This is a genomic window from Diaphorobacter caeni, assembly GCF_015354245.1.
Classification (GTDB): domain Bacteria; phylum Pseudomonadota; class Gammaproteobacteria; order Burkholderiales; family Burkholderiaceae_C; genus Diaphorobacter_A; species Diaphorobacter_A caeni.
Genome location: NZ_JADKYZ010000001.1, coordinates 710,107 through 730,947, shown reverse-complemented (window position 1 = coordinate 730,947; position 20,841 = coordinate 710,107). Strand labels below are relative to the sequence as shown.

Sequence of the window (20,841 nt, the reverse complement as noted above, 5' to 3'; positions counted from 1 at the left end):
CACCGAGTGATCATGCATTGCCAAGCAGCCACTGATGCAAATTTGCAACAGTTTCAGCGACATACAGTGGGTGGAATTCCGCAAATCCCGCGGTGTCATGCGCGCCGTAGGCCACGCCGACGCTCGCGCAGCCCGCAAGCACGGCCATCTGCAGATCATGCGTGGTGTCGCCGATCATCAGCGTGCGCTCGGGCTCGATGCCCCACTGCTCCATCAGCTCGTTGAGCATCTGCGGATGCGGCTTGCCCGCCGTCTCGTCGGCCGTGCGCGAGCCGTCGAACACGCCGTGCAGCTCTTTGGATTCGAGCACATGGTCGAGCCCGCGCCGGCTCTTGCCGGTCGCCACGGCCAACAGATGGCCGCGCCTGCGCAGGTCGTCCAGCATCGGCATCACGCCGTCGAACAGGTTCAGATCGTCGTGGTGCTTCAGATAGTGATAGCGGTAGCGGTTGGCGAGCTCGGGGTATTTCTCCACCGGCACATCGGGCGCGGCCTTGGCGAGCGCGGGCTCGAGCGCCATGCCGATCACCCAGGCGGCGTCCTCGTCACTCGGCACCGTGCCGCCGACGTCGCGCACCGCCTCCTGAATGCTCTGCACGATGCAGGCGGTGGAGTCGTACAGCGTGCCGTCCCAGTCGAAGGCGATCAGGTCGAAACGGCGGATAGGGTTGTCAGACATGGGGAGAAGCGGGTTCGGTGGTCAGAAAATCGGCCAGTTCGGGCGGCAGTTCGGCGCGCAGTTCGCAACGCTCGCTGGTCGCCGGATGGTTGAACTGTAGCCGCCATGCATGAAGAAACATGCGTTTGAGCCCCTGCTTCTGCAGTCGCTTGTTCAGATCGAAGTCACCGTATTTGTCATCCCCGGCAATCGGATGCCCCTGGCTCGACAGGTGCACCCGGATCTGGTGGGTGCGCCCGGTCTTGATGGTGACCTCGAGCAGACTCATCGCGGGCAGCCCCTGCATGGGACGCGGAGGACAGGTCGAGCGCACCTTCACCAGCGTGATCGAGCGCATGCCGTCCGGGTCTTCCTTGGTGGTCGTGCGCACCCGGCGCTCGCCGTCTTCCTGCAGATATTTGTGCAGAGGCGTGTCGATCACCTTGAGCTTGGCCGGCCAGGTGCCGGTCACGAGCGCCAGATAGGTCTTGCCGGTCTCGCGCTCACGGAACTGGTCCTGCAGCGCGACGAGCGACGAGCGACGCTTGGCCACCAGCAGAATGCCCGACGTCTCGCGGTCCAGCCGATGCACGAGTTCGAGGAACTTGGCCGCTGGCCGCGCCTGGCGCAGCTGCTCGATCACGCCGAAGCTCACCCCGCTGCCGCCGTGCACGGCAACACCGGCCGGCTTGTCGATGGCGATCAATTGGTCGTCTTCCAGCAACACGGGAAATTCCCTCGGCGGCGCGGGGCGATCGGCCTTTTCGGCGACCTTGTCGGAAATCCGCACCGGCGGCACGCGCACCAGATCCCCCGCTTCGACCCGGGTATCGGCGCTGGCGCGGCCCTTGTTCACGCGCACTTCACCACTGCGGATGATGCGGTAGACATGGGTTTTGGGAACGCCCTTGAGCTCGCGTATCAGAAAGTTATCCAGTCGCTGCCCAGCGAATTCCGCATCGACTTCAACGATGCGTACTGTGGATGTGGATATTGGGGCGGCGGGTTTTGCCTGTTTGCCCTCTATAATGTGTTTCACCTGCGCGACGAATGTGTAAGTGGTTGATTTGTCTGGAGTTTAGTCCACCCAGCCCAGTGAGTCGTGCAGCATGGTTGATGCCCATAGGCGTCTTGCGCACAAAAATTGCTGGCGATTGCCCGTTTTTGACCCGTTGGACGCCAGTGGCTAACACATTGAAACACTGAATACGGAATCTGAGTTGGTCCCGGCCTGGATATTGTGAGGCGCGGTGACCGACGGACAAAGCGATAACAACTATGTGGATTTTGACGGCCTGGATCATGTCACTGAGTCAAAGGTTCAAGCCTTTGGCCGTGGCATTGCCTGCGCCGCAATCTTTCATTCGGATCGCGCCCAAGGCTGTTTTCTTCACGGTAAAGCAGCGCGCAATCCGCTTCGCCTTCATCCATGCCCCACCTTTGCACCTGACGCGTCTGTCATTGAAATCACTTTGACGCGTCAGCCACAGTAGGTACTTCCGGCAATTCCTTTCGTTTCTCTGCGTTGGCCAGGCATTGGCGGCTCTGTGTGAGCCTGTTTTTGTCATGGAACTTTGGCGGGGCGAGCAACTGCGATCACGCAGTGCGTCGGCCCGCATACAACAACGAAAAGGAAACGCATCATGAAACGGATGCTCATCAACGCCACGCAGCCTGAAGAACGCCGCCTGGCCATCGTCGACGGCCAGAAACTGCTGGACTACGAGATCGAGATCGAGGGACGCGAACAACGCAAGGGCAACATCTACAAGGCGGTCGTGACGCGCGTCGAGCCGTCGCTCGAGGCCTGCTTCGTGGACTACGGCGAAGACCGCCACGGCTTCCTGCCCTTCAAGGAAATCTCCAAGCAATATTTTGCCGAAGGCGTCTCGCCCAGCCAGGCCAAGATCCAAGACGTGATCAAGGAAGGCCAGGAACTCATCGTCCAGGTCGAAAAGGAAGAGCGCGGCAACAAGGGCGCAGCCCTCACCACTTTCATCTCGCTGGCCGGCCGTTATGTCGTGCTGATGCCCAACAACCCGCGCGGCGGTGGCGTTTCGCGCCGCATCGAGGGCGAAGACCGCGCCGAGCTCAAGGAGGCGATGGACCAGCTTGCGTACCCCAAGGGCATGTCCATCATCGCGCGCACCGCCGGCATCGGCCGCACCGCGCCCGAACTGCAGTGGGACCTGAACTACCTGCTCAAGCTCTGGAGCGCCATCGACGGCGCCGCCAAGTCGGCCCGTGGCGCGTTCCTGATCTACCAGGAATCCAGCCTCGTGATCCGCGCGATCCGTGACTATTTCAACGGCGACATCGGCGACATCCTGATCGACACCGACGACATCTATGAACAGGCCCACCAGTTCATGTCGCACGTGATGCCCGAGCACGCGAACAAGGTCAAGCGCTACCGCGACGACGCGCCGCTGTTCAGCCGCTTCCAGATCGAGCACCAGATCGAATCCGCCTACTCGCGCGTGGTGACCCTGCCCTCGGGCGGCGCCATCGTGATCGACCACACCGAAGCACTGGTGTCGGTGGACGTGAACTCGGCGCGCGCCATCAAAGGTGGCGACATCGAAGAAACCGCCACCCGCACCAATCTGGAAGCGGCTGACGAAGTGGCTCGCCAGATGCGTCTGCGGGACCTCGGCGGACTGATCGTGATCGACTTCATCGACATGGAAGAGTCCAAGAACCGCCGCGAAGTCGAAAACCGCCTGCGCGACGCGCTGCGCCAGGACCGTGCCCGCGTGCAGTTCGGCTCGATCAGCAAGTTCGGCCTCATGGAGATGAGCCGCCAGCGCCTGAAGCCCGCCCTCTCCGAAGGCGCGCACATCAACTGCCCGCGCTGCGGCGGCTCCGGCCACATCCGCGACACGGAAAGCTCGGCGCTGCAGATCCTGCGCATCATCCAGGAAGAGTCGATGAAGGACAACACCGCCGCCGTGCACTGCCAGGTGCCGGTGGAAGTGGCCTCGTTCCTGCTCAACGAAAAGCGCACCGAAATCGCGAAGATCGAGCTCAAGCAGCGCGTGAACGTGATGATGATCCCGAACAAGTCGCTCGACACGCCGCACTACAAGCTCGAGCGCCTGAAGCATGACGATCCGCGTCTGGAAGACCTGCAGTCGAGCTACCAGCTGGTCGAAGAAGTCGAAGACCAGACCAAGGTGACGCGCCGCTCGCAGGAGCCGACCAACAAGCAGACCCCGGTCATCAAGGGCGTGCTGCCCGATGCCCCCGCTCCGCAGGTCGAGCCACGTCCCGACGCCGCTGCCCGCGCCGCCGCCCGTGCCAACGGCCAGCAGTCGCAGCGAACCGGCTCGGCCGCTCCTGCGACGCCACCGGCACCGGCTCCCGCACCAGCTGCGCCGGCGCGTCCACAGGAAATGGGCTTCATCGCCTGGCTCAAGAGCCTGTTCGGCTTCGGCCCGGCCGCCGCGCCCGTTGCCGCACCCGCTCCCGTGGCGGCCCCTGCTGCAGCACCCGCAGCCGAAGCCCGGGAGCCACGCCGTGAAGGCCGTGGCAACAACGACCGTCGCCGCGGCGGTAACCGTGACGGCGCCCGCGACGCGAACCGTGACGGCAGCCGCGAAGGTGGCCGTGCGGAGGGCGCGAACGCGGAGAACCGTGGCGAGGGCCGCAACGGTCGTCGCAACGAGCGCAACGGCGAACAGCGCCAACCACGCGAGGGCGCGGAAGGTCGCAACAATGACCGCCGCAACGACCGTGGCGAACGCGCGGAAGGTGAAAACCGCCGCGAGCCACGCAATGGCCGTGACCGCAACAGCAACGAGCAGCGCAACGCGAACGTGGCATTCGATGCATCCGCTTCCGCAGGCATGCCGGCGGATGACGCAAATGCGGTGAACAACGGTGACCGTCCACGTCGTGAACGTGGCGAGCGCGGCCAGCGTGGCGAGCGCCGCGAGCGTGGTGAGCGCACTCCGCGCACCATCGACGCGAACGCTGCGGCACCCGTGGCGGACAATCTGCCGCTGATGCCCATGCCCGACATCGACCTGTCGCTGGGCGGCAATGCCGACGCGGGCACCGACGGCGTCAATGCCGAAGGCGCGCCAAACGCCCCCGAAGGCGAACGCCGCGAACGCCGCTCGCGCGACCGCTACGGCCGCGACCGTCGTGGCCGCAACAACGGCAATGGCGAAGCAGGCACCGGCGCCGATTCCGGCATGGAGGCGCAAGCCCCCGCCGCCGAAATGCCGGCCGACGCGAACGGCGCATCCTCGCCCACGGAAACCGTGACCGCGAGCGACGAGCCAGTGCGCCGCAGCTACTTCTCGCAGAGCACCGCCGTGGCAGCCGCCGCCGTGGCAGCGCCCGCACCGGCTCCCGAAGTCGCGCCCGCTCCGGCTCCAGCCCCCGCGCCGGTTGCGGAAGCCGCGCCAGCGCCGACCGTCGTGGTCTCGCCATCCGCAGAAGCCATCGTGGTTCCCGCAGCCCAGCCTGTCGTGGTCGCAAAGATCGCCGAGAGCGTGGCCGAAGTAGCGCAGGAAGTCGGCATGCCGCGCGTGCGCAGCTACGAGCTGCCGATGCAATCGCTGAACGATCTGGCGAACGCCTCCGGCCTGCAATGGGTGAACTCCGACGCCGACAAGATCGCCGCCGTGCAGGCCGCCATCGCCGCCGAGCCCAAGCCGGTGCATGTGCCGCGAGAGCGCCCGCCTGTCGTGGTGCTCGATGAAGGCCCACTGGTGCTGGTGGAAACCCGCCGCGACCTGAGCGAACTGCGCCTGCCGTTCGATCAGGAGCAACAGCAACAGCAGTAAGACTGCGCCGCGTCCCGGATGCACGCCATCCGGGCTGCACGACGGAACACCCCGAACGCCTTTGCGTTGCGGGGTGTTTTTTTGGGTGCAGGCTGAATTCAACCCGACGTTCCATGACGAAATCCGATTGCAGGCGAAAATCACCCCATGCTGTTTCTCCTCTCCCCCGCCAAGTCACTGGATTACGACACCCCCCTGCCGCCCGATCTGCCGCACACGCTGCCCCAGTTCGTGCCGGACTCGCAGCAGCTCATCGATGTGCTCAAGCAGAAGTCGCCGCAGGAAATTGCCTCGCTGATGAGCATCAGCGACACGCTGGCGGGCCTGAACGTCGCCCGCTACGCGACCTGGAGCCCCAAGTTCACCGCCAAGAATTCGCGCCAGGCGGTGATGGCCTTCAATGGCGACGTGTACGAAGGCCTGCAGGCCCAGAGCCTGTCCGCCGACGATCTCGCCTGGGCGCAAAGCCATGTGGCGATCCTGAGCGGCCTGTATGGCGTGCTGCGTCCGCTTGACCGCATGCAGCCCTATCGACTCGAGATGGGCACGCGCCTCGAGACGAGCGCGGGGGCCACGCTCTACAAGTTCTGGGGCAAGCGCATCGCCGAGCACCTGAACAAGCGCCTGCAGGCGGACACCACGCCGGTCGTCGTGAATCTCGCCTCGCAGGAGTACTTCAAGTCCGTGGACCTGAAGACGCTCAAGGCACGCGTGATCGAATGCGTGTTCGAGGACTTCAAGGGCGGCCAGTACAAGATCATCAGCTTCTACGCCAAGCGCGCGCGCGGCCTCATGGCCCGCTACGCCATCGAGCACCGCGTCGTCACGCCGCACCAGCTCGAGGCTTTCGATGTCGACGGCTATGCGTTTCACGCCACATCGTCCTCGCCCGAGCGTCTGGTGTTTCGCCGCAAGCTCGCGGAGAATTGAGCAAGCAGACCGCCACACACAGGCAAAGGAATTTCAGCACCATGCCGACCAGCACCAGCAAGCAGCAGCCCATCACGCCCGAATTGCGCCAGTGGATCATTGCGCAGGCACAGGCGGGATTCACCGCGCCTTCCCTGCTCAAGTCGATGACCGATTCGGGCTGGAGCGAGGACGTCGCCATCGATGCGCTGGAAGTGGTGCTGCGCGAACACCTCAACACCGTCGCCGTGCAGAGCGGTCTGCCCGAAGCCAGCCCGGTGCCCGAGCCGCTGCTGGAGGAATCCCCGCTGTTCGTCGATGTGGGGGACCGCCAGGTCGAAGTGCTGCTCGAGGTGGCCAGCCCGCGCATCGTGCTGTTCGGCAACCTGCTCTCGCGCGAGGAGTGCGAGACGCTCATCGATGCCGCCAAGCCGCGCATGGCGCGCTCCAAGACGGTGGAGACCAAGACCGGTGGCGAGGAGGTCAACGCGAGCCGCACCAGCGAAGGCATGTTCTTTCAGCGCGGCGAGAACGACATCGTCAAGAAGCTCGAGGCACGCATCGCCAGGCTCGTGAACTGGCCGCTCGAAAACGGAGAAGGCCTGCAGATCCTGCGCTATGGCCCCGGAGCGGAATACAAGCCGCACTACGACTATTTCGACCCGGCGGAGCCCGGCACCTCCACCATCATCAAACGCGGCGGCCAGCGCGTCGGCACGCTCGTGGTTTATCTGAACAACCCCGTCAAGGGCGGCGGCACGGTGTTCCCCGACATCCACCTCGAGGTCGGTCCGCGTCAGGGCAATGCCGTCTTCTTCAGCTACGACCGTCCGCACGCCAGCACCAAGACGCTGCACGGCGGCTCTCCGGTGATCGAGGGCGAGAAGTGGATTGCCACCAAGTGGCTGCGTCAGGGCGAATTCGTCTGACGCACATCCCCTGCCACATCCATTCATTTATCCACGCCTTTTTTGCGAATGACCGTATCCTCCTCTCCCGACTCGCCGGAGCAATCCCCGCTCGGCAAGTCCTCTGCCTACGCCGACCAGTACGACGCCACGCTGCTGTTCCCCATCCCACGCGCGACCAAGCGTGCTGAAATCGGCGTCGACGACAAGGCCCCGCCCTTCTTCGGCGCCGATCTGTGGACCGCGTATGAAGTCTCCTGGCTCAACGCCAAGGGCAAGCCTCAGGTCGCGCTCGCGCACTTCACGATTCCCTGCGAGAGCCCGAACATCGTCGAGAGCAAGTCATTCAAGCTCTACCTCAACAGCTTCAACAACAGCCGCTTCACCGGCGTCGAAGAAGTGCGCGACGCCATCCGCGCCGACGTGAGCGAAGCCGTCTGGCGCGGCAGCGACTCGCCGCGCGCCATCGGCCTCAAGCTGGTGCTGGCCGAGAACTTCGAGCAGGAACGGATGGGCGAACTTCAGGGCCTGCTGCTGGACCGCCTCGACATCGACTGCGACCAGTACACGCCCGATCCGACGCTGCTCACCGCAAATCACGGCGAGGCGCCGGTCAGCGAAGAGTTCGTGAGCCATCTGCTCAAGAGCAATTGCCTCGTGACCGGGCAGCCGGATTGGGGCAGCGTGCAGATCAGCTACAGCGGCGCGCAGATCGATCAGGAAGGTCTGCTCAAGTACATCGTGAGCTTCCGCAACCACAACGAGTTCCATGAGCAGTGCGTGGAGCGGATCTTCATGGACATCTGGACGCGCTGCCGGCCGATCAAGTTGGCGGTGTATGCGCGGTATACGCGGCGGGGGGGACTGGATATCAACCCGCTGCGCACGAGCCATCCGCAGGCGTTGCCTCGGAATCTTCGGAATGCGCGGCAGTGAGTTCTTTTTTCAGCGGTTGCTGAAGGGGTTGAGGGTTTGGGTTTGGGTTTGGATTTGAGGTTTGAGGTTTGAGGCCGGGAGTTCCGCCCGGCGGCGGAGTCACCTTTTGCTTGCGCGCAAAAGGTAACCCAAAACGCGCTTTGAATACCTCCGGCAGAACTCACTGCGCGACTGCGTCGCTCCGTTCGGAAAACCGCCGGAAGTCAGTTGGACAGAGGTGCGCGCGGCACTTCGCTTTGCTCGTGCCGGCTTTAGAAAAGCGACGCGCTCTCGCCGCTTCTTTGCTCGGCCTTGGCTTGCTCCACGTCATCTTGCGGCAACAGGTTGCCCACTCTCACGCCGAGCAGCCGCAGGCGTTTGTGGAGCGGCACGCGTTTGAGGCACAAGCCTGCGAATCGGCGGATCGTCGCTGCGTCCTGCGTGTAGTCGTCGATGGTCTGGTCGCGTGTGGCGATCTTGAAATCGTCGTAGCGCAGCTTGATGCCTATGGTTTTTCCTGCGTAGCCCTTGCGTTTCAGGTCTGCCGCCACCTGCACGCAGAGTTCGGTGAAGATGCGGCCCAGTTCCGCCTTGTCGTGGACAGCGTGGAGGTCGCGGTCAAAAGTGGTTTCGCGGCTCATGGAGACGGGTTCGCTTTCGGTCACCACCGGGCGGTCGTCGCGGCCGTGGGCTGCCGCGTGGAGCCAGGCGCCGTAGCTTTTGCCGAAGTGGGCAATCAGCCAGTCGCGTGGTTTGGCGGCCAGCTGGCCGATGGTCTCTATGCCGTGGCTCTTGAGCTTCGCATCCGCCTTGGGGCCCACGCCGTTGATCTTGCGGCAGGCGAGCGGCCAGATCATCGTCTCGAAATCGCTCTCGTGGACGATGGAGATGCCGTTGGGCTTGTTGAATTCGCTCGCCATCTTGGCGATCTGCTTGTTCGGAGCCACGCCGATCGAGCAGGTCAGGCCCGTCGCTTCGAAGATGGTCTTCTGCATCAGCCTTGCAAGCACCCGCCCGCCTTCGCGCTGGCCGCCGGGGACGTCGGTGAAGTCGATGTAGACCTCGTCCACGCCGCGATCCTCCATGCGCGGGGCAATCGAGAGAATGATGTCCTTGAACTGCCGCGAAAACCTGCGGTATTGCACGAAGTCCACCGGCAGCATGATGGCCTGCGGGCACAGCCGCGCCGCCTTCATCATGCCCATGGCCGAGCCCACGCCAAACTGCCGGGCAGGATAGGTCGCCGTGGTAATGACGCCGCGTCCCACATAGTCCTTGAGCAGCGGAAATTCTGCCAGGGGAATGTCGGCGAGCCGGTCACCATATTTGGCGACCAGCGCTTCGTCTTCCGAGCGACGACCGCCGCCGATGACCACGGGCAGGCCCTTGAGCTGCGGGTAGCGCAGCAGTTCGACGGAGGCGTAGAACGCGTCCATGTCGAGATGGGCGATGCGGCGGATGAGGGTCGGCGATGAAGCGCTGCTGGAGACGGTCACCTCGCTATTGTTGCCGCAACCGCGGCCGACTTGCACGTCGGGGGATTCAGCTCCCGAACGCGCAGATCAGCACAAGACCGACGAGCACCAGCGAGATGCCGATCTTCTCCGGGCGCGAGAACGACTCGCTGAACACCTTGCGCGAGACGATGTAGCTGAACACCACCTCCACCATGCCGAGGGTCCTGACCGACGCTGCGCTTTGCATCGCATAGGCGGTGAACCAGGCGAGCGAAGCGGCGGCCCCCATCGAGCCCGCCACCATCGACAGCTTCCACGCGCGAAACAGCGGCGCGAGGCCGCGCTCGGTTCTGAACTGCACCCAGAGCCCCAATCCGAGCGTCTGCATGGCCTGCGCGAACAGCACGCCCCATGCACCCGAGAGCCACGGCGTTTCGGCATGAAGCTCGATGGCCGCACCGCGAAAGCCGATGGACGCTATCGCGAAGCAGGCACCGCACGCCATGCCATACAAGGCTGATTTGCTGAACCACGCCGACAGAGAAAACAGTTGCCCGCGCGGCGGCAGCGACAGAAGGAACACGCCCAGCGTCGCAAGCACCATCGCGAACAGCGCCCATGGCGTCGGCAGTTCATGCAGAAACACCGCGCCGAACAGCGCGACCTGCAGCACCTCGGTCTTGGACAGCGTGATCGCGACCGCGAAGTTGCGCTCCTTCATCGCGAGCAGCAAGGCCGCCGTGGCCGCCACCTGAAAGAAAGCGCCGAGCCCGATCCAAGCGAAATAGGCACCGCTCATGTGCGGAATCGACGGCGTCTTCTCGGGCCACAGATACAGGAGCGCCAGCCAGACCGCCGCGAACGGGAGACCGTAGAGAAAGCGCACCAGCGTGGCCGACAGCGTGCCCAGCTCCTGCGTGAGCGAGCGCTGCGCCGAGTTGCGCACGGTCTGCGCCAGCGCCGCGAACAGCACGACGGGCACCCACAGCCATGCGTAATCGATCAGGGTGGAGGTGGCTTGCTGGGCTGTGGACATGGACGGGAACGGGCTTCAGGAAACATTGCGACATGCGCCGGATCCGGCACATGCCAATGCCTGCAAGCATAGCCGCGCGCCGACCCACCGCGTCGCACCGTTTGACGACGGCAGCCGCCCCGGCCAGCGATGTCAGGCGGCGGGGCTCGCGGCTGGACGTTTGAACGCGAGCAGCTTGGGAATGAAGCTCTGCACCACGTCACCGTTCTGATTTCGGGTTTCGCAGCGGATGCGCACGATGGCGCGATCAGGCTTGGAGCGCGAGGGAATGATTTCCAGCACCTCGGATTCAAGATGCAGCACGTCGCCGGGGCGCGTCGGCAGCGGCCAGCTCAGCTCCTCCACGCCCGCGCCGATCACGCCCGCCGACATCGGCAGGCTCTCCACCACCAGCTTCATTGTGATCGATGCGGTGTGCCAGCCACTCGCCGCCAGCCCCTGGAAAAAGGTGTCCTTCGCCTGTTCAGGATCGGTGTGGAATGGCTGCGGATCGAACTCCCGCGCGTAGGCCATGATCTGCTGCGCATCCAGCGGATACTCGCGGCTCTTGAATTTCTGACCGACGACGAGATCGTCAAGGTAAAGCTTTTCGCTCATGGAAGATGGCTCCTGAATGCCGTTGATTCATGATGACCATCATACTTCAATACATGATGATCATCATTCCATCCACAACTCGGACTACACTCGCATCCATCCCAACCCAGCCAATCCGCCATGCGCTATCCCGCCAGTGAAACCGCGCAGAAGCGCGAACGCATTCTTGATGAAGCCGCCCGCCTGTTTCGCGAGCGTGGTTTCGACCGCGTGGGGGTGGCCGAGATCATGCAGGCCGCTGGCCTCACGCATGGTGCGTTCTACGCGCATTTCTCATCGAAAGAGGCGCTGGCCTCGGAGGCCCTGTCACGCGCCTTCGCCCACTCCGAGCGGCGCCTGTTCCGCAAGCGCCATGCGGATGACGACCTCAAGCAGCGCTTCGTGGAGCGCTATCTGAACCGCGCGCACCTGAACGATCCGGGCGACGGCTGCCCGCTGGTCTCGCTCGCCCCCGAAGTCGCGCGCAGTGATGCGCTGCAGGACAGTTTCACCGAGGCGCTGGAAACCATGATCGAGAGGATGACCGAGTCCTTTGACTGGACTGATGAGCATGCACGCGAGCACTCCATCACCCTGCTCTCCACCGCCGTCGGCGCGCTGACGCTGGCCCGCGCGGTCAACAGACCGCAGTTGGCCAACGAGCTTTTGAACACGGTGAAAAGCCAGTTGCTGGCGCAGCCTGACTGAGCCCCGCTGCGAGCCTTCGAAAATGACAAAGCCGCCACACATGCGCGGGCGGCTTTGGGTAGACCAGGTGTGGTCAGCGCGTCACGTTACTTGCGAACGACCACGTCCACGCGGCGCGATGCGGCGTTGGTCGCGCCGGTATCGCTGGTCTCGGCAGGCTTTTCCAGCACCGTGCGATCGGCAGGAACACCTGCCGCCACCAGCGCGGACTGCACGGCCTGCGCACGCTGCTTGGAGAGCTCCGCGTTCTTGACCGGATCGCCCGTCGGATCGTTGAAGCCCGAGACGACCGCCTTCGCATCGGCATTGGCCTTCAGGTAATCGACAAAGGCCTTGGACTTGTCATTGAACTCGGCGGCAACGTCGGTCTTGCCGGTGTCGAAGAACACACGCAGCATCGGCAGATCCTGCGCCATGCTGTCGAGCACCGCAGCGCCCGTGGGAACGGCCGGTGCCGCGTCGCTTGCGGCAGGTGCAGAAGCCGGTGCAGCCGCCACCGATGCGGGCTCGGCAGGTGCCGAAGCGACGGGTGCCGCAGGTGCCTCAGGTGTCGCCGGCGCGGCCGTGGGGGTGGGCGGTGGCGCATCCAGATCGGTTTTCTTCTTGCTGCAGTAGTTGATGCCGAAGATGACGATCAGTGCGCCGATGATCCATGGAATCCATTTTCCGAGGCCACCGCCCGCGCTGCTGGCCGCAGCGGCGGTTTGCGATGCAGCCGACGAAACGCTCGCCGCTCCTGCACTGGCTGCAGCCGCAGTCCCGGCCAACGCCGAGCCCAGCAACCCTCGCCCGCCTTCCGCAAGCGATGTGATTTCCGCAGGCAGCACGGAGGGCACGGAACCGCCGGGCGTCAGATACGAAAGAAGCTTGGGCAGCAGCGCACCCACCACGCCGACCACCTTGTCGCGCGGCAGATCAAGGCGCGAGACGATGGTGGACAGCAGACCGCCGCCTGCACCACCGGCACCGAACATCGACTCCACCTGCGCGCCGCTGGGCACTTGGGGCGTGGACGAATTGCCAAGCCAGCTCTGCACCATGCCCTCCAGACCATCGCTGCGCAGCCGCGACAGAAATCCCGTGATGCCGCCCGAAGCCGGGTTGGTGATGAAGGCCAGCAGCATTTGCGCGATGGATCGCGCCTGGTCTCCGCCGAGGCCGAAGCGTGTGCCAATCTCTCGAATCAGGTTGTCCAGCATGTCCGCACTCCTATGTTTGGTTTGGAAGCCGCCGGGCGTGGCCTGACGGATCGCTGGAGTTTGGAATCAGAAAAACGGCCTGCCTGTAGGACATCCACTTGTGGACCTGCAGCAGCGTAAATCAATGCAAATTTCCCGCGAGGGGAATAACACAATGACACATCTCAGGCGCGCAAAAGCCACATGCGGCCGATGTTGAACGCGTTGAAAGATGGGCCGCGCACAATGGCGCGGCAGCGCGGCTTCCTTGGCCGGATGCCTCAGTACTGGGGCGTGTCCTTGGTCGGGAAGGTGCCGGGCAGCAGGATTGCCGTGTCCACGTTCTGGATGCTGGTGTGGCCGCAGAACGCCATGCTCACGTCGAGCTCCTTGTGCAGAAGCTGCAGCGCCTTGCTCACGCCCGCCTCGCCGAAAGCCCCCAGGCTGTAGGCCATGGCGCGGCCGATCATGGTGCCGCGTGCGCCCATCGCCCAGGCCTTGAGCACATCCTGACCACCGCGGATGCCGCCGTCCATCCAGACCTCGATCTGCTTGCCCACCGCATCGACGATGGCGGGCAGCGCGTGGATCGACGAGGGCGCGCCGTCGAGCTGGCGACCGCCGTGGTTGCTCACCACGATGGCGTCGGAGCCGCTTTGCACGGCAAGGCGCGCATCTTCCACATCCATGATGCCCTTGAGAATCAGCGGACCGTCCCACTGCTTGCGCACCCAGGCCACGTCCTCCCAGGACAGGCGCGGATCGAACTGCTCATTGGTCCAGGCGGCCAGCGAATTCATGTCGCTCACGCCCTTCACATGGCCCACGAGATTGCGGAAGGTGTGGCGCTTGGTGCCCGCCATCCCAAGGCACCAGCGCGGCTTGGTCATCAGGTTGATGATGTTCGGGATGGTGGGCCTGGGCGGCGCGGTCAGGCCGTTCTTGATGTCCTTGTGGCGCTGACCGATCACCTGCAGATCAAGCGTGAGCACCAGCGCGCTGCACTTGGCGACACGTGCGCGCTCGATCATGCGCGACATGGCTTCGCGGTCTCGCATCATGTAGAGCTGAAACCAGAACGGTGCCGTCGTGCTCTCCGCAATGTCCTCGATGGAGCAGATGCTCATGGTGGACAGCGTGAAGGGAATGCCGAACTTCTCCGCCGCGCGCGCGGCGTGGATCTCGCCATCGGCATGCTGCATGCCGGTCAGGCCCACGGGCGCGATCGCCACCGGCATCTTCGCCTTCTGGCCGACCATCGACACTTCCGTGCTGCGACCTTCCATGTTCACCGCCACGCGCTGGCGCAACTTGATCTTCTGGAAGTCGTCACTGTTGGCGCGGTAGGTGGTCTCGGTCCACGAGCCGGAATCCGCGTAGTCGTAGAACATGCGCGGCACGCGCTGCTCCGCGACTTGGCGCAGGTCCTCGATACAGGTCATTTTGGAGAGTTCAGGCATGGCGGTATTCCTCGGCGCGCCGCAAGGCGCCACGGGTGGGTCTAATCTGGAATCCGGCAATGGTAGCGCTGCGCAATGCGCGCGGGTTTGAAGCCTGCTGTGGGGCGTTTGAATTTTTTTCAGCGCCGCGCCAGCGCCACACCGGCGATCGCCACCAGAAAGCCGACGATCTGCATGGCCACCATGGTCTCGCCGAAGATCAGCCAGCCCTGCAGCGCCGACAACGGCGGCACGGCCAGCAGCAGCGCCGTGGTGCGCGTGGCCTCGCCTCGGCGCATCAGCCAAATGAGCAGCGTGGTGCCGGCCACCGACAGCACCAGCACGGCATAGGCCAAGTAGCCCCAGAGCAGCGGTGAGTTGTCCCAGTGCGGCTTGCCGAACACGAGCGCCATCACGATCAGCACGATCACCGCACCGATGTTCTGGACCGCGCCTGCACTGCGCAGATCGTGGGCCGCGAGTGGCGATTTCTGCACCATCGATCCGACCGTCAACGACAGGATGCTGCCCGCCGCGATCAGCACCACCGGCAACGAAAGCGCCGACGCGTCCGCAGCAGCCAGCCGGGGCCAGAGCACCAACGCCACGCCGCCAAAACCGAGCGCCAGACCCAGCCACGTCGTGCCCGACAGGCGCTTGTGCAGCACCAGCACGGCGATCAGCGCGGTGAACAGGGGCTGCAGCGCGCCGATCAGCGCCATGATGCCCGCAGGCATGCCCTGCGACATGGCCCACCAGCTTGGGCCCAGGTAGAAGCCGCTCATGAGCGCACCAGCCAGCAGGTGCAGCCCGACGCGCTTGGCACCGCGCGGCCACGCGACGCGCGCCCACCACGCGGCGGCGGTGAACACCACGCACACCAGAGAAAAGCGCAGCGCCAGAAACCAGAACGGATCGGCATGGGAGGCCACGCCCCGCCCGACCAGAAAGCCGGACGACCAGATCAGCACGAACAGAAGCGGAGCGAAGGTATGCAGCACGGAGCGTTGAATTGTTGGCGGGATGCGGACAATGCGTTCGCGGCGATGCACACCAGAAGCGGGCCGCTCCCGAACGCCAGAGCGCTCACCGGAATGCAGCCGATGGTACAGACTTCGCGCTACTTCTGCTGACGCACGCCCGCGCCGCGCACTTCCACCGCCGTTTCGTCGAGCACCTGGCCCTTGGCGTCGACCAGTTCGACCTTGTAGCGCCCCGGCCAGGGCAGCCAGCCCCAGCGCGCGCCGCGTCCTTGCTCCTTGCCGTTGAACAGCCAGCGCACGCCGTCGGGCGCATCGGTCGCGATGAACTGCACACGCTGGCGCGCGGGCGGAATGTCCGGGTCCAGCGCAACGATGGTGCCCGAGACCGGCGAGAGAATCCGTGCAGGCATGCTCTGGACAACACTCGGCGTCGCGGCCTTCTTGCCACGCGACGCGCCGGATGGTGACGCGGCCGCTGAATGCGTGCGCGCCGCCTGCGCTGCGGCTTCCACCGAGTCAATGGCGAACAGCTTCTGCTCCGTGCCGCGCAGAAACCACTCCTCGCGCGGACTCTCCAGCCAGTTGCCTGCGGTATCGAGCGCGCCAAACTGCACGGCGGCCTTCACCACGTTGGCGGGCGGCTTGGGTAGGCGGTTGCGCTCGTTGCGGTGCAGCCAGACCATGAGCTCCGCCCAGATCGGCGCCGCGCCGCTGGTGCCGCTCACGTCGTGCATGGGCGCGCCGCTCGCGTTGCCCACCCACACGCCCACGGTGTAGCGCTGCGACCAGCCCAGCGCCCAGTTGTCGCGCATGTCCTTGCTGGTGCCCGTCTTCACCGCCGTCCAGAAACGGGTGTTGAGCACGCTGTCGGTGCCGAAGGTGCGCACCCGCGCATTCGGGTCGCTGAGCATGTCGCCGACGATGAAGGCCGCGCCCTCATCCAGCGCCTGCTTCGGCGCGGGCGGCGGAGCGCCCTTGCCTTTGGCCGCTGCCGCAGGCTGCATCATCACGCCGGACCAGCGTCCGCCGTTGGCGAGCGTGCGGTAGCCGTTGGTGAGATGCAGCAGCGGGATCTCCGCGCTGCCCAGCGCCAGACTGTAGCCGTAGTAACCGCCCGATTCGCGCAGCGGCATGCCCAGCGCCTTGAGCTGTTCATGAAAACGGTCGGTGCCCACCATCACCAGCGTGCGCACGGCCGGCACGTTGAGCGACGCGGCCAGCGCGGTGCGCGCCGAAACCCAGCCCTTGAAGTTGCGGTCGTAGTTCTGCGGAATGTAGAGCCCGTTCGCAGTCGGAATGTAGGCGGGCGAATCCTCGATGAGAGAAGCCGCCGTGAGCCGCTTTTCGGCAATCGCTTCGGCGTAGAGAAACGGCTTGAGCGTCGAGCCCGGCTGCCGCCACGCGAGCACGCCGTCCACCTCCGACGCCTGGCTCAGCATGCCCGACGAGCCCACCCAGGCCAGCACCTCGCCCGTGGCGTTGTCGAGCACGACGATGGCGCCGTCCTCCACATTGCGGCCGCGCAGTTCGCGCAGATGGCGCGCGAGCGACTCCACCGCCACGCGCTGCAGTGGCGCGCTGAGCGTCGAGCGCACCTCGGGCGCCTTCACGTCCGTGCCTTGACTGCGCAGCTGCGCCAACAACTGCCGCGAAAAATGCGGCGCGATGCCCTCGCTCGGATCGAAGGCGCGACGCTGAAGCGCCCCCGCCGTGAACAGATCGAGCGCGTCGCAGCTCGTGGCCTGCGACTTGCGCATGTCCTTGAGCACGCCGCAGGCGCGCTCCGCCACTTGCGCGGGCCGGGCATTGGGGGCGCGCACCAGCGCCGCCGCCACGGCCGCCTCGCGCTCGTCAAGGCCACGGGGCGCCTTGTCGAACAGCGTGCGCGACAGCGCGTCGATGCCCACCAGCTCCCCGCGAAACGGCACGAGATTGAGATAGGCCTCCAGAATCTGGTCCTTGCGCCAGCGCCGGTCCAGCACCTGTGCCGCCACCGCCTGCCCCGCCTTCTGCACCACCGTGCGCCCACCCGGCCCCTGCCGCCAGTCGCCATCGAGCAGGCCCGCCAGCTGCATGGTGATGGTGCTCGCGCCACGCGTGCGCTGGTTCCAGAGATTGCCCCAGGCGGCGGACGACACGGCGCCCCAGTCCACGCCGCTGTGTTCAAAGAACCGCTTGTCCTCGCTCAGCACCAGCGCCGTGCGCAGCGCGGGCGACACGTCCGTGAGCGCGATCCACTGCCCGCGCCGCACGGTCGCGTCGGTACGGATGCGCTGAACCGCCTCGCCCTCACGCGACAGGATCAGCGTCTCGGATGAACGGAAGTTCTGGCGCACCTCGTCATAGCTCGGCAAGGCGCTCGCCTGCTGGGCGAATGTCAGCGCCCCAAAGGCGAGCAGCGCCGACACGGGGGCACGTCGGCACGCCGAGTCATGCGAGAAAACTGCAAGCCAGAAATTCATGAGGGAGAAAGAAGAAAGCTGCCATCGCATTCATCCACCGGCAAACCGCCGACCATGGTCGTGCGTTTGCTTTGAATGCTGTGGGGGAAATTATCCTGCATGGTCATTGCAACCACGCGCTTGCCCCCTCGGCCGCTGAAGGCACCGGATACGGTGACCGGATCATCACTGATCACACCGCCACGTATTCGGCCGGCTCCGCAAAGGCGCGACGCCCGTCCCTGATACCCATGTCCATCACGTCGTATCGAGACCGGAGCGTTGCATCACCATCGAGCGGCTGGACTGTTCCCCTCGAACCGGCGCTGGCGCTCCCGCGATTGGCCCAATGCGCAACGCACTGGAACTTCAGCGCCGATGCGGGGCATGTGGCAGTCACCGAGTGTCAGGTGCTTGCGTTGCTTCGCTTCAGCCCCATCAATGTAGCCCGTGCGCATGACGGTTGCGTGACACGAAGCGCCCCGAAATGTATCGAAGAACTACTTCCTTCCGGCGCGCAGCAGGGCCGCGTCGCACCAGCGCTGCGCGATGTGCGGCGCGGTCACGCAGACGGTCTCGTGCGTCACCGTCGTCACCGCGCGCTCGAGCAGCTGGATGTCGGCCTCGTGCTGGCGGGCGACATGCGGGTCTTCAAAAAAGATCGCGCGCTGGCAGCGGCGGTCCAGCACCAGATCGGCGATCTGCGCATCGCCGCCGAGCGGTCCGCTGTTGAAGCGATGCACCCACTCCCGATCCGCTGGCCAGCCCTTGCTCCATGCAAGTTCGTTGAGCCGCTGCCCGGTGGTCCCCGTGCCCACGCGGCGGCCAAAGCGCGAGAGCAGATCGAAGTTGCGATCCGCAAACTCCAGCATGGTCGGTTTCAGCGCATCGTGGGCGATCAGCGCGACGGTCTGTTTCTCGAAATCATGCAGGCGATCCGCAGCCGGATCGCGCGGCAGACCCGCATGGATGCGCTCCATCTCCAGCCAGTCGCGCGCGCTCGCCACGGTCGAGAGAAACGGCTTGGAATGGATCAGACACTGCCGCTTGAGCGCCAGCGCCTCGGGAAAGATCGACGAAGGATCCACCGGATCGATCAGATAGATCGCTCCATCCAGCGTGCGCCCCTCCTCCGGCATGCCCACCACCTCGGCGACGAGCTTCATGAGCCCGCCCCGGCTGCCGCGTGGATAGCGCGTGAGCGGCGCGTAGTCCGCGAGCAGGCCCGCCTGCGCAATCGCGTCGTAGGTGCGTCCCACGGCATGGAACCCGATCCCCAACTCCCGAATCCCCGACTCGGCATGGCGCAGAAATTCAAACAGCGCACCTTCAATGTTCTGGTGGTGCAAACGGTTGGCGGCGAGACCGATCAGCATGGCAAAGCGTCCGGGACAGTTGGAAATGCGCCATTGGAACATGTATGCAATCCCGTGAAGGGGAATGTCTCATTGGCCTCATTGGCCTCATTGACCACATTGCCCCGTGACGTCGAGGTCCGCACCCCGGTTCCGCGCACCGTCCCATCCCAAGCCCTGCATGCACCGCGCTTCCGATTTCCGCCGCGAAGGCTTCACGCCTCAAAACCCCAAAAACAGGGGAAATCCCGCATCGGGCAATCCCGAACAGGTCGATGCAGGACCAAATACAAACCTCCGCAAAGCCCGCGTTCATGCGGTTTTCGCAAATACATACCAAACGCCAGAAATCATCGCCAATATTGCATGCACGTTTTGCCAAATACCCGCGAAATCAGGAGACTTGTATGCACAGTGACCTCACCAGCCTCTCTCCAGCCCCTGCTGATCTGCCCACAAACGGCGCTCGCAGGACCCTGCTCCGCAACGCGCTCGGCCTCGCCGCCGGCAGTGGGTTGATGGGCACCGGTCTCTCCACATGGGCGCAGCCTGCGGCCTTTCCGGATCGCCCGCTGCGCATGGTCGTCGCCTTCCCGGCGGGCGGCGCCACGGACATCCTCGCGCGCCTGCTGAGTCAATCCATGGGCAACTATCTCAAGCAGTCCGTGGTGGTGGAAAACAAGCCCGGCGCGGGCGGCATGATCGGCCTCGAGGCCGGTGCCAAATCCGCGCCCAACGGCTACAACCTGTTCCTGTGCGCGCTCACCAATCAGGCCATCGCGGGACATCTCTACCCCAAGGCCACGTCGGACATCACGCGCGATTTCGATCCCGTCGCGCTGCTCGCCAACGGCGCGCATGTGCTGAACGTGCACCCTTCCGTTCCCGCAAAGAACATGACCGAGTTCGTGGCCTGGCTGAAGGCCAGCGACGGCAAGATCAACTACGCGTCGCAGGGCAACGGCACGCTCTCGCATCTCGAGGCCGAGCTGCTGCTGCAGACGCTGGGCGTGCGGGCCGTGCACGTGCCGTATCGCGGCAGCTCGCAGGCGCTGCCGGACCTGATTGCGGGCAGCGTGATGTTCATGTTCGACAGCGTCGCGGCATCGCAGCCCTTCATCAAGACGGGTCAGCTGCGCGCGCTCGCCGTGACGTCCGGCCAGCGCATTCCCGTCTACCCCGATCTGCCCACCGTGGAGGAAGCCGGCGTCAAGGGCTACAACGCCGACAACTGGTTCGGCCTGTACGTTCCCAAGGGCACTCCGCCGGACATCCGCGATCGCCTGTCCGAAGCGGTGCAGAAAGCACTGGCCGAAGCCGCGTTGACCGAAGGCCTTTTGCAGAAGGGATTTGTGGTCCACTTCGACAACGCGCAACGCTTGGCTGCAGTGACCGCCAGTGACCGGGCCAAATGGGGCTCTGTCATCAAGACGGCCAACATCACGCTTTGAACCACACGGCTTTCCGCTGATTTTCACGAGC

General features: G+C 64.8%; 19 protein-coding genes. 7 read left to right on the top strand and 12 right to left on the bottom strand.

The window, feature by feature from the left end; translation table 11 throughout:
- Positions 1–10: 10 nt before the first annotated feature.
- From ISG32_RS03155 to ISG32_RS27745, 3 genes are all read right to left on the bottom strand, one after another.
- Entirely contained in the window at positions 11–679 is a 669-nt protein-coding gene (locus ISG32_RS03155; RefSeq protein ID WP_194769536.1) for an HAD-IIIA family hydrolase, read from the bottom strand.
- Entirely contained in the window at positions 672–1,697 is a 1,026-nt protein-coding gene (locus ISG32_RS03150) for an RluA family pseudouridine synthase (protein WP_194769535.1), read from the bottom strand. Before ISG32_RS03150 ends, ISG32_RS03155 begins: the two co-directional genes overlap by 8 nt.
- A 266-nt stretch (positions 1,698–1,963) precedes the next feature.
- Complete coding sequence (locus tag ISG32_RS27745; RefSeq protein WP_267254013.1) at positions 1,964–2,089, bottom strand: hypothetical protein; 126 nt, start codon at positions 2,087–2,089, stop codon at positions 1,964–1,966.
- 212 nt (positions 2,090–2,301) lie between these two features.
- On the opposite strand from ISG32_RS27745, the gene ISG32_RS03145 reads away from it, so the two are divergent.
- The 4 genes from ISG32_RS03145 to queF all read left to right on the top strand — a co-directional run bounded on the left by ISG32_RS03145 (position 2,302) and on the right by queF (position 8,207).
- Positions 2,302–5,454: an Rne/Rng family ribonuclease gene (locus tag ISG32_RS03145; RefSeq protein ID WP_194769534.1), complete on the top strand. Its 3,153-nt coding sequence runs from the start codon at positions 2,302–2,304 to the stop codon at positions 5,452–5,454.
- A 147-nt stretch (positions 5,455–5,601) separates the two neighbouring features.
- Positions 5,602–6,384 carry a peroxide stress protein YaaA gene (gene yaaA, locus ISG32_RS03140; protein ID WP_194769533.1) on the top strand — a complete coding sequence of 261 codons (783 nt, stop codon included), beginning with the start codon at positions 5,602–5,604 and terminating at the stop codon, positions 6,382–6,384.
- Between the two features lie 41 nt (positions 6,385–6,425).
- Entirely contained in the window at positions 6,426–7,292 is an 867-nt protein-coding gene (locus ISG32_RS03135) for a 2OG-Fe(II) oxygenase (RefSeq protein WP_194769532.1), read from the top strand.
- A gap of 48 nt (positions 7,293–7,340) precedes the next feature.
- Complete coding sequence (gene queF / locus ISG32_RS03130) at positions 7,341–8,207, top strand: NADPH-dependent 7-cyano-7-deazaguanine reductase QueF (RefSeq protein ID WP_194769531.1); 867 nt, start codon at positions 7,341–7,343, stop codon at positions 8,205–8,207.
- 251 nt (positions 8,208–8,458) lie between these two features.
- On the opposite strand, the gene dinB is transcribed toward queF, so the two are convergent.
- The 3 genes from dinB to ISG32_RS03115 all read right to left on the bottom strand — a co-directional run bounded on the left by dinB (position 8,459) and on the right by ISG32_RS03115 (position 11,276).
- Complete coding sequence (dinB, locus tag ISG32_RS03125; RefSeq protein ID WP_194769731.1) at positions 8,459–9,622, bottom strand: DNA polymerase IV; 1,164 nt, start codon at positions 9,620–9,622, stop codon at positions 8,459–8,461.
- 106 nt (positions 9,623–9,728) lie between these two features.
- Positions 9,729–10,679, bottom strand: coding sequence for a DMT family transporter (locus tag ISG32_RS03120; protein ID WP_194769530.1), 951 nt, complete (start codon positions 10,677–10,679; stop codon positions 9,729–9,731).
- Between the two features lie 132 nt (positions 10,680–10,811).
- The gene (locus tag ISG32_RS03115; protein ID WP_194769529.1) at positions 10,812–11,276 is read right to left on the bottom strand and encodes a MaoC family dehydratase; all 465 of its coding nucleotides are present in this window, start codon (positions 11,274–11,276) and stop codon (positions 10,812–10,814) included.
- A gap of 120 nt (positions 11,277–11,396) precedes the next feature.
- Between ISG32_RS03115 and ISG32_RS03110 the strand changes: the two genes are divergently transcribed.
- The gene (locus tag ISG32_RS03110; RefSeq protein WP_194769528.1) at positions 11,397–11,963 is read left to right on the top strand and encodes a TetR/AcrR family transcriptional regulator; all 567 of its coding nucleotides are present in this window, start codon (positions 11,397–11,399) and stop codon (positions 11,961–11,963) included.
- A gap of 86 nt (positions 11,964–12,049) precedes the next feature.
- Here the strand turns inward: ISG32_RS03110 and ISG32_RS03105 are convergent, their stop codons facing one another.
- The 6 genes from ISG32_RS03105 to ISG32_RS03080 all read right to left on the bottom strand — a co-directional run bounded on the left by ISG32_RS03105 (position 12,050) and on the right by ISG32_RS03080 (position 19,380).
- A complete protein-coding gene (locus ISG32_RS03105; protein ID WP_194769527.1) occupies positions 12,050–13,162 on the bottom strand; it encodes an OmpA family protein in 1,113 nt (370 codons plus the stop codon).
- A gap of 260 nt (positions 13,163–13,422) precedes the next feature.
- Entirely contained in the window at positions 13,423–14,601 is a 1,179-nt protein-coding gene (locus tag ISG32_RS03100; protein ID WP_194769526.1) for an alpha-hydroxy acid oxidase, read from the bottom strand.
- 119 nt (positions 14,602–14,720) lie between these two features.
- A complete protein-coding gene (locus tag ISG32_RS03095; RefSeq protein ID WP_194769730.1) occupies positions 14,721–15,578 on the bottom strand; it encodes a DMT family transporter in 858 nt (285 codons plus the stop codon).
- A gap of 122 nt (positions 15,579–15,700) precedes the next feature.
- Positions 15,701–18,025, bottom strand: a complete 2,325-nt coding sequence (pbpC, locus tag ISG32_RS03090) for a penicillin-binding protein 1C (RefSeq protein ID WP_194769525.1) — start codon at positions 18,023–18,025, stop codon at positions 15,701–15,703.
- Positions 18,022–18,201, bottom strand: coding sequence for a hypothetical protein (locus ISG32_RS03085; RefSeq protein WP_194769524.1), 180 nt, complete (start codon positions 18,199–18,201; stop codon positions 18,022–18,024). The genes pbpC and ISG32_RS03085 overlap by 4 nt, the downstream gene beginning before the upstream one ends.
- Before the next feature lie 303 nt (positions 18,202–18,504).
- Positions 18,505–19,380, bottom strand: coding sequence for a methylglyoxal synthase (locus ISG32_RS03080; protein WP_194769523.1), 876 nt, complete (start codon positions 19,378–19,380; stop codon positions 18,505–18,507).
- A gap of 160 nt (positions 19,381–19,540) precedes the next feature.
- Here ISG32_RS03080 and ISG32_RS03075 point away from each other — a divergent pair, with 160 nt between their 5' ends.
- Entirely contained in the window at positions 19,541–19,777 is a 237-nt protein-coding gene (locus tag ISG32_RS03075) for a hypothetical protein (protein ID WP_194769522.1), read from the top strand.
- Positions 19,767–20,810 carry a Bug family tripartite tricarboxylate transporter substrate binding protein gene (locus ISG32_RS03070; RefSeq protein WP_194769521.1) on the top strand — a complete coding sequence of 348 codons (1,044 nt, stop codon included), beginning with the start codon at positions 19,767–19,769 and terminating at the stop codon, positions 20,808–20,810. The genes ISG32_RS03075 and ISG32_RS03070 overlap by 11 nt, the downstream gene beginning before the upstream one ends.
- The last annotated feature ends 31 nt before the right edge of the window (positions 20,811–20,841 follow it).

What these genes read in the sequence shown, in the direction of transcription:
- pbpC (WP_194769525.1), bottom strand. Translation starts at nt 18,025, where the DNA reads ATGAATTTCTGGCTTGCAGTTTTCTCGCATGACTCGGCGTGCCGACGT.
- ISG32_RS03135 (WP_194769532.1), top strand. Translation starts at nt 6,426, where the DNA reads ATGCCGACCAGCACCAGCAAGCAGCAGCCCATCACGCCCGAATTGCGC.
- dinB (WP_194769731.1), bottom strand. Translation starts at nt 9,622, where the DNA reads ATGGACGCGTTCTACGCCTCCGTCGAACTGCTGCGCTACCCGCAGCTC.
- ISG32_RS03155 (WP_194769536.1), bottom strand. Translation starts at nt 679, where the DNA reads ATGTCTGACAACCCTATCCGCCGTTTCGACCTGATCGCCTTCGACTGG.
- ISG32_RS03100 (WP_194769526.1), bottom strand. Translation starts at nt 14,601, where the DNA reads ATGCCTGAACTCTCCAAAATGACCTGTATCGAGGACCTGCGCCAAGTC.
- queF (WP_194769531.1), top strand. Translation starts at nt 7,341, where the DNA reads ATGACCGTATCCTCCTCTCCCGACTCGCCGGAGCAATCCCCGCTCGGC.
- ISG32_RS27745 (WP_267254013.1), bottom strand. Translation starts at nt 2,089, where the DNA reads ATGGATGAAGGCGAAGCGGATTGCGCGCTGCTTTACCGTGAAGAAAAC.
- ISG32_RS03120 (WP_194769530.1), bottom strand. Translation starts at nt 10,679, where the DNA reads ATGTCCACAGCCCAGCAAGCCACCTCCACCCTGATCGATTACGCATGG.
- ISG32_RS03070 (WP_194769521.1), top strand. Translation starts at nt 19,767, where the DNA reads ATGCACAGTGACCTCACCAGCCTCTCTCCAGCCCCTGCTGATCTGCCC.
- yaaA (WP_194769533.1), top strand. Translation starts at nt 5,602, where the DNA reads ATGCTGTTTCTCCTCTCCCCCGCCAAGTCACTGGATTACGACACCCCC.
- ISG32_RS03110 (WP_194769528.1), top strand. Translation starts at nt 11,397, where the DNA reads ATGCGCTATCCCGCCAGTGAAACCGCGCAGAAGCGCGAACGCATTCTT.
- ISG32_RS03145 (WP_194769534.1), top strand. Translation starts at nt 2,302, where the DNA reads ATGAAACGGATGCTCATCAACGCCACGCAGCCTGAAGAACGCCGCCTG.
- ISG32_RS03115 (WP_194769529.1), bottom strand. Translation starts at nt 11,276, where the DNA reads ATGAGCGAAAAGCTTTACCTTGACGATCTCGTCGTCGGTCAGAAATTC.
- ISG32_RS03075 (WP_194769522.1), top strand. Translation starts at nt 19,541, where the DNA reads ATGCACCGCGCTTCCGATTTCCGCCGCGAAGGCTTCACGCCTCAAAAC.
- ISG32_RS03105 (WP_194769527.1), bottom strand. Translation starts at nt 13,162, where the DNA reads ATGCTGGACAACCTGATTCGAGAGATTGGCACACGCTTCGGCCTCGGC.
- ISG32_RS03080 (WP_194769523.1), bottom strand. Translation starts at nt 19,380, where the DNA reads ATGCTGATCGGTCTCGCCGCCAACCGTTTGCACCACCAGAACATTGAA.